Source organism: Patescibacteria group bacterium (genome assembly GCA_018896645.1).
GTDB lineage: Bacteria > Patescibacteriota > Patescibacteriia > UBA2591 > JABMQE01 > JAHIMF01.
This window is the reverse complement of sequence record JAHIMF010000002.1, coordinates 1-12,424: the sequence shown is the minus strand read 5'-3', so window position 1 is coordinate 12,424 and position 12,424 is coordinate 1. Positions and strand designations below refer to the sequence as shown.

12 protein-coding genes are annotated in these 12,424 nt (G+C 38.9%); all 12 read right to left on the bottom strand.

The features are described from left to right. Positions 1–59 precede the first annotated feature (59 nt). On the bottom strand, positions 60–521 hold the full coding sequence (locus tag KKD20_00090; GenBank protein MBU4331511.1) for a prepilin-type N-terminal cleavage/methylation domain-containing protein: 462 nt from the start codon (positions 519–521) through the stop codon (positions 60–62). A 415-nt stretch (positions 522–936) separates the two neighbouring features. Next, positions 937–1,404: a prepilin-type N-terminal cleavage/methylation domain-containing protein gene (locus KKD20_00085; GenBank protein MBU4331510.1), complete on the bottom strand. Its 468-nt coding sequence runs from the start codon at positions 1,402–1,404 to the stop codon at positions 937–939. Positions 1,405–1,720: 316 nt separating this feature from the next. Continuing rightward, positions 1,721–2,506: a hypothetical protein gene (locus KKD20_00080; protein ID MBU4331509.1), complete on the bottom strand. Its 786-nt coding sequence runs from the start codon at positions 2,504–2,506 to the stop codon at positions 1,721–1,723. A 445-nt stretch (positions 2,507–2,951) separates the two neighbouring features. Next, positions 2,952–3,548: a prepilin-type N-terminal cleavage/methylation domain-containing protein gene (locus KKD20_00075; protein MBU4331508.1), complete on the bottom strand. Its 597-nt coding sequence runs from the start codon at positions 3,546–3,548 to the stop codon at positions 2,952–2,954. Between the two features lie 133 nt (positions 3,549–3,681). Then, complete coding sequence (locus tag KKD20_00070) at positions 3,682–4,248, bottom strand: hypothetical protein (protein ID MBU4331507.1); 567 nt, start codon at positions 4,246–4,248, stop codon at positions 3,682–3,684. A gap of 153 nt (positions 4,249–4,401) precedes the next feature. Further along, positions 4,402–4,950: a type II secretion system GspH family protein gene (locus KKD20_00065; protein ID MBU4331506.1), complete on the bottom strand. Its 549-nt coding sequence runs from the start codon at positions 4,948–4,950 to the stop codon at positions 4,402–4,404. Positions 4,951–5,186: 236 nt separating this feature from the next. After that, positions 5,187–5,981, bottom strand: coding sequence for a prepilin peptidase (locus KKD20_00060; protein MBU4331505.1), 795 nt, complete (start codon positions 5,979–5,981; stop codon positions 5,187–5,189). A gap of 288 nt (positions 5,982–6,269) precedes the next feature. Then, on the bottom strand, positions 6,270–8,237 hold the full coding sequence (locus KKD20_00055; protein ID MBU4331504.1) for a hypothetical protein: 1,968 nt from the start codon (positions 8,235–8,237) through the stop codon (positions 6,270–6,272). Further along, a complete protein-coding gene (locus tag KKD20_00050) occupies positions 8,237–8,608 on the bottom strand; it encodes a DUF4143 domain-containing protein (protein MBU4331503.1) in 372 nt (123 codons plus the stop codon). The genes KKD20_00055 and KKD20_00050 overlap by 1 nt, the downstream gene beginning before the upstream one ends. Positions 8,609–8,754: 146 nt before the next feature. Next, complete coding sequence (locus KKD20_00045; GenBank protein MBU4331502.1) at positions 8,755–9,213, bottom strand: hypothetical protein; 459 nt, start codon at positions 9,211–9,213, stop codon at positions 8,755–8,757. Positions 9,214–9,430: 217 nt separating this feature from the next. Beyond that, the gene (locus tag KKD20_00040; GenBank protein MBU4331501.1) at positions 9,431–10,720 is read right to left on the bottom strand and encodes a hypothetical protein; all 1,290 of its coding nucleotides are present in this window, start codon (positions 10,718–10,720) and stop codon (positions 9,431–9,433) included. A gap of 128 nt (positions 10,721–10,848) precedes the next feature. Further along, complete coding sequence (locus KKD20_00035; protein ID MBU4331500.1) at positions 10,849–12,153, bottom strand: ATP-binding protein; 1,305 nt, start codon at positions 12,151–12,153, stop codon at positions 10,849–10,851. Positions 12,154–12,424: the final 271 nt, after the last annotated feature.

The following is a 12,424-nucleotide window of genomic DNA, read 5'->3' as shown; positions in this document are numbered from 1 at the left end:
TATTTGTAAATTTGAATTTTAACAAATAGACAAATTACGCAAACGGGTAAGTCTTTATCTTACTGGATTCCGGTTGGGGTAATAGTACAACCACTAGTGCAATCTATGCCTTCTACAGTGCTTTCGGTATAAAAATCAATTTGGTAGCTCAAACCGTCAGCACTGGTGTAGATATACGCATAATCACCGGTCGAAAGAGGATCTGCAGGAACTTCCTTCATATAAGCATCGGCGCAACCCGATGTGGTGAAGCCGTCGCTCCCATTTAAGCAGTCATGGGCAGCATCTCCCAGAGTAACTCCTGCGGCTTCTGTCGGGTATCTACCGCTATTATCCTGACAAAATTCCAAAGCCAAACGAAGCTGTTGGATATCTGCCATTCTTCTCGTATCTCTAGATTTCCGCTTGGCATTATTTAAACCAACAACTGCCACTGTAGTCAAAAGCCCGATAATAGAGATAACCACCAAAAGCTCAATCAAAGTGAAACCTGATTTATTTTTTGTGCTTTTAAAACACATGGTGTTTGTCTTAAAAATTATCTAATGACATTAAAACAGGGGGGCCAAATTGTTCTATTGTTACATTGTTGCGACTAAACAATTTAACAATAAAACAATAAAACAATAAAACAATGTAGAGCAGTAAGTTACAATGAGTTACCATAAGCTATTGTCAAACGCAAAGTGCATCTGTAATCCACGCTATTTATCCACAGCTTTATTATACCACTATTTTTAGAAATCAAGCAACTAAAAATTTTCAAAGTGATTAAATAATATTTCCAAAACAAACCTCCCCGCTATAAAGCGGGGAGGGTAAATATTTCAATCAAGATCAAAATTCTTGATTTTACTTAGGGATCCCTAAATAAAACTTTTTATCAAGATATCTTAGTCATCGATTTACTGTGTACTCTGTCAAAATAAGTATTGTCTAATCGGTTAAAGTACAAGCTTGATTATCATCTATACCAGAAGGAGTCGCACAAGCAGGACCAGCAACTAAACCGCCAGTATTCGCACCTAAGCAAAACTGCAATTCATAGCTTGGACAAGGAGCAGTACCACAACTAGTGCCAGTATTAGTAGTGGAATTATAAAGATAGGCATTATTAGCAGCAGTACAACTGCCATCATTTGGCGTTGGTGCTGTGGGCACAGCCGCCATAATTCCAGCCATCACTGGAGGCGCAGCTTCAGCTGCTAGGACCGGATAACCATTATTATCATTATAATACAACTCTAACGCGGTTTGAATCTGTTTGATATCAGCCACTCTCTTGGCATCTCGGGATTTCTGCCGGGCACTATTCAAAGCCACTACTGCTAAAGTGGACAAAAGACCAATAATGGCAATAACAACTAAGAGTTCTATTAAAGTAAAACCTTTGTTTTTTCGCATGGGTTAAATTTTCACCCCCTTTCTGTTGCAAGCCGTAGCTTTAAAGCTTTAAAACTAAAAATTATAGATAATTTTCGCAACGGCTTAATTAAATTCTTGATTATCTTAATTATACCACAGATTCACCTGTCAAACAATACGGCTGTGGATAAAATCTTAGACATCCTCTTAGACATTCAACGTCTGGGAAGGATATCTAAAAGAAATTTGACAAACAAAGTTGGGATTTATTCAAAAAATCAAGAAAACAATAAATCAATAAATCAATAAATCAATAAATCAATTTGTTTTCTTGATTTTTTGTTTTTTTGTTAGTTTATTTTATAAGGCTTTCCTCGCTAAAAATAACATAATCATAAAGCCCATAAATTGGTGCTTCGCTGGAATAGCTGACTTTTAAAGCCTGCTTAGAAGTGCCATACTCGCCTACTGATTTAATGACCACCCGGCCAGGAATAGGAACCTGGCTACCGCCCCCATCAGCACCAGAATAAGCTCTGATTTCCAGGTCTTCTAAATCATCATATAAGGCCTTAATTCGCACTCGATAAGCATAAGCAATACCCGAAAGATTAACTGGCACCCCGCTACCGCTAGTCAACTGACTGTGGCTAAAAATATGGGTCTTTGCCTGATGAGCCCCCCAATCACCAGTACTATCCCAGGTTACCCAGCTAACTTCAGCCCATTCAAAACCACTGCCGCCAACCTCGTACAAAACAATAGACCTAATCCCAGAGTCAAGCAAAGAATTATCCGGGTTATAAAGATTAATTTGAAAAGTTTGATTTTTAGGAATGCCTATCTTAATTACATTTTCACTCAAGGCGGTTTCCGCATTATCAGTATCATAACTGGCGCCATTGCCAAGTGTTTCTGTTTTTTTGACATCATTAATAGTACCACCGATCTTGCGTAAAGTGTAAAGTCCCTGCTCAATTCCGGCTTCAGCCGCGTAAAAGGCTAAAATAGAATTATCAATGTTCCTAGACATCTGCAAGTGCTGTAAAACAATCGTAGCAATAATCCCGGAGGTCAAAAGAATACCGGTTAATATTAATAAGGATAGGAGTAAAATTGTACCAGGTTTTTGTTCAAACATAAACTGTGATACTAATTAGTGTTATAGCAAGAAGGAGCAAAGCCACACCTCTGTCATTGCGAGCGTCGTTCTTTGCTGTCATTGCGAGCGGAACGAAGCGACCCGCAGGGAGCGGAGTGGAGCGTGGCAATCCCGTGGTAAACCCTGTACCAGAATCGGTTCAGGGTAAATCCTGTAGACGGGGAACACGACAATGTCCACAGTATATCAACGGGATTGCCACGCTCTTTTTTATTTTTACTGACTGTCTTGTCCTTCTTTCGCCAAGGTCATTTCGGCTTGACAAGTCCTTCAGTCGCTCGCCCAGAACCTAAGCTTAATGCATGGTTCAGGGCTCGCAATGACACCGATTACTATGTCGCTCGCAATGACAAGGAGTAATACACTCACCCTGAACCATGCGCTAAGCTTAAGTTTAGGACCCGCAATGACAACTGTCCCAGTGTTATCTCTTATAAACCCGCGAACTGACTGTTGTCTGCAGCTCAATTACTTTGCGTTCGGCTGTCTTAACAGTAATATTCCGTAAAGTAAAAACCATAGTCACTCGAGGCTGGGCTGGAAGTGAGGCTCCGGTAAGCAACGGGTTCTGCGGAGGATAAATATAAAAATCCAGCCGTGTCGCCTCAACATCGTCCGAGGTTAGGGGCGTCCAATCAATGCTGCCAATCTTATATAATATGCAATCACCTCTATCAGAACAGTAGCCATCCCCAGAGACGCCCATTTTAAATACAATGTTATTGCCGCCCGAATCTTCTATCGCCAACTCATTTTGAATATTGCTGACTGTGCCGTCGCTATAGTAACTATAGTCAATAGCGCCGGTCCGGGTTGCCCGCGTCATAGTCTCCAGAGCATAGCGAGCTTCAACAGTAACTAAACTAATAGCGGCAATCTTTCTTTGAGTGGCATTATTAATCATATAGATATTAAGTAAAGCTAAAGCCGCTACCGCAAAAACAGCAACAGCTACAATCATTTCAACGAGGGTAAAGCCACTGGCACCAAACTTTGATTGTTTAATTTTATTTTCAGCCATTGTATTTATAGATATTGATAAGATATTAATAGATATTCAGATACTGATAGATATTCAGAGGGTAATTTCCCTATATCAACGAATATCAATAAATATCAGCCCGAAGGGCTAAATATCAACGAATATCAACGCCTCACCGCCAATCATACAGCCAATCTTCAACTGTAATTTCGTGCTGCCGCTCATGTTCAAACCATATAACCTGACACGCAACTTCTAAATGCGGCGGTGCATCTGCTTCTGTAATAGTTATCAAACGGTAAAAATTTGTTGCAGTACCATCACTCGAATGATTATAAAATCCATCACTGCTTATATATAATCGCCCATCAGAAATGATGTCGTTTGGCAAAAAATCTAAGCTGGAAGTCCCAAAAGTTGGGCTATCATTATTATAATCAATAATAGGAACCGCAGTTGAGACTGGACTTTCTGTTAAATCTATTAATCCCCCATCCCAATCATCAGCTTCCAACCAATTTGTATCCCGAATCGCCCGCGCCGTTTCAATCCCCTCCCGAGCCAAATTAGAAGCAAACAGATGGCCAGTGCTGACAGCAATCGCCGTCTGGCTGGAAATCGTGAGGGTCAAAACCGCCAAAACGCCCACAACTAAAACCCCCAGAGCCACAACAAGCTCTACTATAGTTTGACCAGATTCTGAAGAAATAGTCATCTCATTTTTATTATATTCTTTCATTTTTATTGCTCTCTTGTCCCATTGTCCTATTAGCTTTTGCTTAAGTTAGCAATGAAACAATGGGACAATGAAACAATGAATTAAATTTGACAGCAATTTTTTAATTTTAATCCGTTTCTCTCTTAGCTCTTGACTTGGAAGTTTTCAACTCACCTATTCCACTCGTACCACCCGGCTGGTAAGACCATGCATGTAAATTTCTTTATCTTCATAGAAAATCACAATCCCCCCCCTATCTACGCGAGAAACTGTGTAGGCTTTAAATTCATCGGTGACACGCTCACCTGCCTCATCATAAAGCTCACCGGTGGTGGGTTGAAAACGTAAATCTCCGGCCTCATCCTCAATATAGATACTCGCACCCAAATCAAAAATGTTGCCTGCTAACTCTTCACCGCTGTCATAAGTAAAATTAGCAGGATTTGAATCAGCAAAAATGATAAAATATCTATTATCTGCTGTAATATGCAAGCCATAATAAGGCACAGAACCATCTGGCATTTTAAACCCAGTCAGAGCCAAATTTTGCGCCTTTTCAATGACAGTAAGCGCCTTTTTGGTTTGATACTCCAGAGTTTGGGTTTCCCGACTTCCATGAAAATTCACTAAAATAAAAAATAGAATCACAAGAAAAATGCCAATCGAAACTAGAAGCTCCGTCAACGTAAATGCTCGGGACTTTTTATTTATTATCGAAAGCATGAAATTGGGAAATTAATATCTACTCTGAATTACGAAATGCAATTTTTTGTCATTCGCCTTTGTCATTCCGAGCTGTAGGCGAGGAATCCCTTTGCTATGGCTTCCCCCCAGCTTCTCCATTCTCCACATTCAAGGGATTCCTCGCCCCGCTGCGGCTCCGTTCGGAATGACAAAAGGCGTTATTTCGTAATTCAAAATATTTAAAAAATAATGAAAACGCAAATAATACACTGCCACTACATCAAACGCATATACCACCCCATAATCTTTTCTCCCCAAAACATTACGATTATGGTCCCTGCCATCAAAAATGGCCCCAAAGGAATCTTGCTGGTGAACTTTTTGCGGCCAATGATCAATAAAGCAACGCTCACTAAACTGCCGATAATATATGATAAAAACAAAGCGACTAAGCCAAGGGGCCAGCCCAAGATGACGCCCATAAGCAACCCCAGACGAATATCGCCGCTGCCAATCCACTTGCCCCGAGAAGCTAAAAACTGCAACCAGAAAAATCCTGCTATAATTATACCGGAAATCGCCAGGCCCAGCCATGATTTGCCAAGCCATATATTCCAAATAAAAATTAAGCCAATGGCCGGCAATACTACCCTGTCATCAACCAAATACCAACGAAAATCATAAACAAAAATGATGATTAAAATGCTAATAATGAACCAGCCTTGAAGTAACGCCCCGGCAATCTGAAATAATTGATAATTGATAATTGATAATTGATAATTGATTTCTGGCAGACCACTATTGCTATACGCCAAAACAAACAGCAACGCTGTGGCTAATTCAACGAGCGGGTACTGCCAAGAAATTTTTTTATGGCAATACCGGCATTTTCCTCTTAAAACAACAAAACTCGCCAACGGAATGTTATCCTGCCATTTTAATTTGTGCCGGCACTTTGGGCACTTGGAGCGGCCCCTCGCGATTGACTCGCCCGAATGCAGACGCCAAATGACGGCATTCAAAAAACTACCGATGGCGAGGCCGAGGATGAAAGTTATGAGAAAAAACATGCATTACTTAAATAAAGTATCAAAAAGATTTAACGAGATTTAAAGTATTTATAAAAATATCGTTAATAGGATTAATATAGTAGTTAATACAGTTGTTAATACAGTTAATAATTTTATTAACTTTATTAACAACTTGGGTAATTTGAGTAACGACTTCAGTGCCTGGAATGATGCCTCTAAGAAAGATATTGTGTCCGAATTTATTAACTCTATTAACAACCTTTTACTATATAACCCAAAGTAATAAACGAATAAACAATGTCAACTTTCCAAAACATCCTCAAGTCCTTACGGCGCTGTCGCTTGCCAACCCGGCAAAGTTTTAAGAAAATCTCTCATACCTTGAGGCGGATTAGCAAAAAGCCGGTTATCAAAAATTATTTGTTCAGCTGGATTGCCAGCCTCATCAAAATACCGGCGCTCAAATTTGAACTGGCGGGCGATAATCAAACCCTGAACAATTAAGCGGTCATCATTATTGCCAGTTGTGCCAGTACTCACCCGGCCGCAGCCATTGGATGGTTGATCTAAAGCCGGACAAACAGCTGGATCTCCATCACCTAAAACAATAAAGTTGCCAACCACCCCAACCCGATCGCCAATAGTGCCCACTCCGTCAATAGTGGTATTGGGTTTAATGATTAAATCACCGCGGATAATCCAAGTAATTGCTGCCAGATCAGTAATATCGCTAATCACTGTATTATCATAAGTTGTTGTCGCTGTCAGGTTCAAATTACCATCAATTACAATAATAGCAATGCCAGAATCATTATCAAAGGCTAATTCATTATTATCCGGAGGAAAGCTTAAATCACTAGTTATATGATAAACATAGTTGTTAAGAGGACCATTTTTTAACGGACTTAGATTATCTGTTTTAATCCCGTTGCCGTACTTATTTTTACTACCGCCAATATTAGTAATCAAACCAATATAATCAATTTGCCCCACATTACTATAATACACCCCATCTGACTCGCTCGGAAAACCTGTCTGTTGGTTAATTGGCAAATTTCCTTTGAGCCAATCAGAACCTAAAGTGCCTGTCTGTTCCACCCAGCCCTTGCTTGACCAATTTCTGATACTGCCGTCAGCTAAAATCATAAAACTGGCATTAAATCCTTGTTGAAGCTGGGGCACAAATAAACTGGATATTTCACCCTTGGAATAGATATCCCGATAAAGGGTCTCCACCCAAGGACCCCGGCCTAAGCAGAATTCCGAGGGGTCATTTGGACTAAAACAACATCTGTCCGGCAACAGGCCGTCACAACCATTAAAATCACATTCTCCATCAGCGTCATTATCAATCCCATCATTACATTCTGGCGCGCCGCTAACTTGGGCACTAAATTTTAGCCAGCCAATACCCAAACCAGGGCTATCATTGCCATTCCAGGCCCAGCCAGTTAAAGTTAAATCCTTGTGCAGGGTCACGCCATAATCCGCGCCTGCATCACCCGTCTCTTTTCTCATCTTCAACCAGCCGTCATCACCTAAAGCTATTACTTTGCCCCAGCCGCTAACTTCGCCCGTATTAAAATCATAATTAACTTCTAAAACCCCGCTTGGCGGCGTCCCATACTCACTGCAAGTTGAACCAAAACAAATCCAGCCAAAGTTAGAAGACCAAGCCCAGCCATAAATTTTATGATTATTATGATCAATATCTAAGCCATAATCTGGTCCTGCTTGGCCCTCGCCAGTGTTCCAGCAGGAAAGTGACACCCAACCGGCGTTAGAAGACCAAGCCCAGCCAGAGAGGTTGTGAGTAGTGCATAAAGTGGATAAATCACTATAAACACCACCATTAAGTGGATTAAACTTAATCCAGCCGATATTCTCACCCCAGGCATAGCCAAGCCAGTTACCATCACCATTGATTGTAACACCTCCGTTAGCAGGATTAAAACTAATCCAACCTCCGTTTTCAGCCCAGATATAACCGGTTAAATTGCCACTAGCGTCTTTTGAGGCCCCCCCGTTCACTGGGTCCATCTTAAGCCAACCAATATTTTCTCCCCAGGCATATCCAGTGACTGAACCAGCGCCAACTGGCACGGTTACTCCGCCATTGGTTGGATTAAATTTTATCCAACCAGCATTTTCTCCCCAGGCATAACCCGTGGTATTGCCAGCGGCATGAGCTTGATTGCCGACAAAAACTAAAGCGATAATTGAAACTATTACAAAAAACGCAATTTTGAAAAAAATAAATCCGTAATGATTTTCTGATTTTTTATTGATAACCATTATGTAAGCTCTCCTAATTTTAATTTGTTGATAATATTATCATAGGAAATTAACTGAAGTTTGATGCTGGGATATTCTTGTATAAATTTAAGGTATTTTGATTTCTGAAAATGTTTTGAATTAAATTTAACCTCAAAGGCCTGCTCGCGATTTACGATAAAATCCACTTCATTTTTATTTTGGGTTCGCCAAAAATTAATATCATCTATTTTATAACGGTTTAAGAACTTTAAAAAAACTATATTTTCTAAATATCTTTTTAACAACAAAAGCAGGGTTGTTTTGCCAACTTGCCTTGCTCCAGTGATCATTATTATCTGGTCTTTTTCTAAAAATGGCGCAATTTTAGCTAAAATTGTTCTGTTAAACATAATAGTATTAGATAATGTTCCATTGATAATCTAATATTATCGGATAATTTTCTACCAGATTTATCCCCAATCCCGCGTTTTGACTCCAACCGCCAGATGCAAACGGACAGGGCTTTGCCGGTATAAAGTCGGCATGGGGCTATTGTTTACTTACAGCAATTCGCATAGGCAGTCAGACCATGTGGAACATCATGCCATGTCTTACAGAACCACCCTTGATTAAGAGGACGCGAGGCATGCAAGCTAGGCCCGCCACCATGCTTGTCGCATCCACCAGATATTACTTTTTCGTTTGATAAACAACGAGCATAAGCCGTCAAAAGACCATAGTCAACATCTTGAGCCTCTTCTCGCACTACACATGTCCACTCACCCGGACTACCTCCGCTTGCCAAACCATCCAACTTCGTATCTATCTGTTGTAACAAAGCTTGGTCTGCCGCGGCGCTACTTTGATTGCCAGCAGTGGTTGGAACAGTAGTGGACTCCAAAAAACCATAGGCCTGGCGAATAAAAAAAGCGCCGATTAAAGAAGCCAGTAAAACAACAATGGCGAGGGATAAAATGCTGGTTGTCTTTTTAAAAACTCTTAGATCTTGAGTCATACTTTTTAAAATTAATTTATTAAAAAACCAACACTAAAAGCGCGGTTTTGAAAATTATAATAAATTTTGAGTGACTGAGTTGATGCATGGGGAAGCTTTTTTTAAATTATGTAAATCAATTAATATCTCACCCAATATCTATAAATATCAACCAATATCACAAAACAGGCGGCAGCAAGCCAAGCAAGTTACTATTGGTTACCATAAAACTTTCTTTTTATTCTATCTCCTCACCCTCCCCGGCCTCCTCTTCTTCCTCGGTTTCAGCCCCACTCTCTGGACTTTCATTCTGAACTTCCCCTTCACTTGGTGTTTCTAAGGCTTCGACTCCTTCTTCTGGGGCTCCTTGCGCCTCTTCTTGGGGTTCGTTTAATACTTGAGCTGGGGGCTGAACATTCAGCAAGTAAAAATCACCAATTTCTATAAAATTATTCCGAGCTCGCAACAAATTAAAATACTTAGTGGCTTCTAGATTACGGGCGAAAATGTAGGCCGGAGCACCAGTCAAATTGAATTGTGCCAGTAAATCCCTTCCCTCGGAACTGGCCGCGTCCACAACATTAATATTACCCACCGCCCCTTTAATATTTTGCTTAATGCTCCAAAGCAAAACATCATCATCTCGGTCATAGCCATCTGGCGCCAAAACCGTTAAATCCACCTTAGCAGGTTCGGCGTAATAGCAGCGGGTTTTGTTCGTGCCTATATCTACGCAAAAGCCTTCTTGATCCGGCTTATCATCACAATGAAAATTATTGTAACATTCAGTAATGCCGGCTACTTTGTGGGCAAAGGGTGAGCTCACTAACACGGCGCCGGAAAATAAACTTCGGTAAGGACTTTTGGGTAAAAAATCTCGTCCCTGACGCAAGAGAGGTTTGGCAATAGCGGCGCCTAAAGAAAGCATGTTAACCGTTCCCGTATAAAGCTCGCCGTCAATCAATAGGTTGGGGATAGTGCTTGGCGGAGCAGACAGACTTTCCCGCCAAGCTTTAAAATCATCTACTTCCTGATTCAATAAATCACTGCCTTCATTTTCCACCAGCTTATCAATCTCTTCTAAATCTTTAAGCCCGGCATAAAAAGCCGGTGACTGCCAATCAACAGTTAAAATATCAGTATTGCGACTTTCAAGGTATCTGTAAAAATTTTCTGGATAATATTTTTGTAAAACTATCTGTCTCTTATTTTCTTCGATGTCAAAAAGAGCGATTTCTTCCTGGTTATTGAGCTCGTTAAAACTAACAAAATTACCCTCTTCATCTCTGTCAGTGATTAAATGAATATCAAGACTCATCCGGCTGCCAAATCTCTCTTTAAGAATTAAAAGCATATTTTCAACTTGCCTGGTATTAACATCAGTGCTGGTGCCGTAAAGGTTCACAATTACAGTTTTATCTTTGTTTTTGAGATAAAAATAACCGCCGCCGATTAAAATAATCAGCACTAAAAGCAGAACTACCCCCAAAATGACCTTTCTTAGTTTGAAAATTGTTTTGATTGTCATAATAAAGTCTCCTTCTCCTCCGATTTAATAATTAATTTAGTTTCTTATTTTAGCACTTATTGCTATAATATTAAAATATAATTTAGTATTTGTCAAACCAATTTATCTTTTTAATTCTTTTATCTTCTTTACCCAAAAATTGTGTAAATTGGCAACCAATACACCAAGGTATTTTTACTAAACTTCTTTTTAGCAAAAAGGTCTTTAGTAATTATTAATATCTTTGGAGGTTGATATTCTTCAATAAAACTTTTGAGTCCCAAAGGGATTTTAGGCATTTTGAGGTCTTGGTATTTAACTTCGATTGGCAATAATTCTTCTGGGAGCTTTAGAACAAAATCTATTTCGGATTTACTTTTCGTTCGCCAAAAATATAATGGCAAGTTGTAATTCTTTCTGATTTCAGAATAAACAAAATTTTCTACTAATGCCCCTATATCTGTCCTTAATTCTTCAAAACTAAAATTATTGATTATTGCGTTGCGTAGACCCGTATCTTCAAAAAAAACTTTCGGCATTTTTGTTAATTCCTTTCTAATATTGGAAGAAAAAGGTCTTAAAAATTCTAACAAAAAAGTGTTTTCTTGCAAAAAAGAATACCTGTCAATTGTGGCTCGGGCGCTACCCAAAGTATTAGCCAATTCAGAAAAATTTACCAAGCCGCCAATCTGGCTGGCAAATAATTGCGCTAATTTATTAAATTTTTCAACATTATCAATGTCAAATAAATAATTAATATCTTTTTGCAAATAAGAGGTATAAATCTCTGATAATATTTCTTTTTTTTCTTGCTTATCGCTGGCTAAAACAACCTCAGGATAACCGCCATAAATTAAAAATTCTAAAAACAATCTTTGAATCTCTTTCTCGCAACTGGGCAATAATTCAAATTTTTTAACATTCAAATGAATCAAATCAATCTTTGGCAATAATTTAAGATATTTTTGCTTTTGCTTAAATTCTAAAAATTCCTTAAAACTTAAAGGATGAAGCTGAAAAACTTTTTTCCTTCCGACCATTGAATCGCTAAATTTTTCTTTAATTTTTAAGGACGAGGAGCCGGAAACAATAAATTTTAATTGTTTGTAATGGTCGCTAATATATTTGAGAAGCCCTGCGGGATTGTCTAAATATTGAATTTCATCAAGTAAAACAAATAGCCTCTTTTTGGTGTTCACTTTAACTAATAAATTTTTAGCGATTAAATCAAAATCTTGAACTTGAAAATCCTGCCTGATAATTTCGTTTTCTAAGTCATAGTAAAGAATATTTTCTGGCTGGATTCCTTTTTCCTGAATTAACAAATCCCTAATCAAATACAATAAAGAGGTTTTCCCGGTTCTCCGTGAACCAATAATTATTAAAACAAGAGAAGTATTTAAATCTTTAACAATTTTCGGCAAAATAACCCTTGGCAATAGTTTATTTAACATAGTAGCAAAAAGTTTAACTTTCTGCTTATACCTTATAGCAAAAAGTTAAACCTGTCAAGCCGACTTATCCACAACCAGCATCCACGATAATAACCAACTGCCCTGTGGATAAACTATGGAGGTTGAACCTCCATAGTTTATCCACAGGCGACTAAAATACACAATACACAATAAAATACGCAAAAACCACCCTGATGGACATCAGGGTGGTTTTTGGATGTTTTTGAATAAAATCAGGATAAAAATTGGATTTTCATCATCTATTATGGTT

Excerpts from the sequence above, each read along its gene's own strand:
- KKD20_00090 (MBU4331511.1), bottom strand. The coding sequence starts at position 521 with ATGTGTTTTAAAAGCACAAAAAATAAATCAGGTTTCACTTTGATTGAG.
- KKD20_00085 (MBU4331510.1), bottom strand. The coding sequence starts at position 1,404 with ATGCGAAAAAACAAAGGTTTTACTTTAATAGAACTCTTAGTTGTTATT.
- KKD20_00080 (MBU4331509.1), bottom strand. The coding sequence starts at position 2,506 with ATGTTTGAACAAAAACCTGGTACAATTTTACTCCTATCCTTATTAATA.
- KKD20_00075 (MBU4331508.1), bottom strand. The coding sequence starts at position 3,548 with ATGGCTGAAAATAAAATTAAACAATCAAAGTTTGGTGCCAGTGGCTTT.
- KKD20_00070 (MBU4331507.1), bottom strand. The coding sequence starts at position 4,248 with ATGAAAGAATATAATAAAAATGAGATGACTATTTCTTCAGAATCTGGT.
- KKD20_00065 (MBU4331506.1), bottom strand. The coding sequence starts at position 4,950 with ATGCTTTCGATAATAAATAAAAAGTCCCGAGCATTTACGTTGACGGAG.
- KKD20_00060 (MBU4331505.1), bottom strand. The coding sequence starts at position 5,981 with ATGTTTTTTCTCATAACTTTCATCCTCGGCCTCGCCATCGGTAGTTTT.
- KKD20_00055 (MBU4331504.1), bottom strand. The coding sequence starts at position 8,237 with ATGGTTATCAATAAAAAATCAGAAAATCATTACGGATTTATTTTTTTC.
- KKD20_00050 (MBU4331503.1), bottom strand. The coding sequence starts at position 8,608 with ATGTTTAACAGAACAATTTTAGCTAAAATTGCGCCATTTTTAGAAAAA.
- KKD20_00045 (MBU4331502.1), bottom strand. The coding sequence starts at position 9,213 with ATGACTCAAGATCTAAGAGTTTTTAAAAAGACAACCAGCATTTTATCC.
- KKD20_00040 (MBU4331501.1), bottom strand. The coding sequence starts at position 10,720 with ATGACAATCAAAACAATTTTCAAACTAAGAAAGGTCATTTTGGGGGTA.
- KKD20_00035 (MBU4331500.1), bottom strand. The coding sequence starts at position 12,153 with ATGTTAAATAAACTATTGCCAAGGGTTATTTTGCCGAAAATTGTTAAA.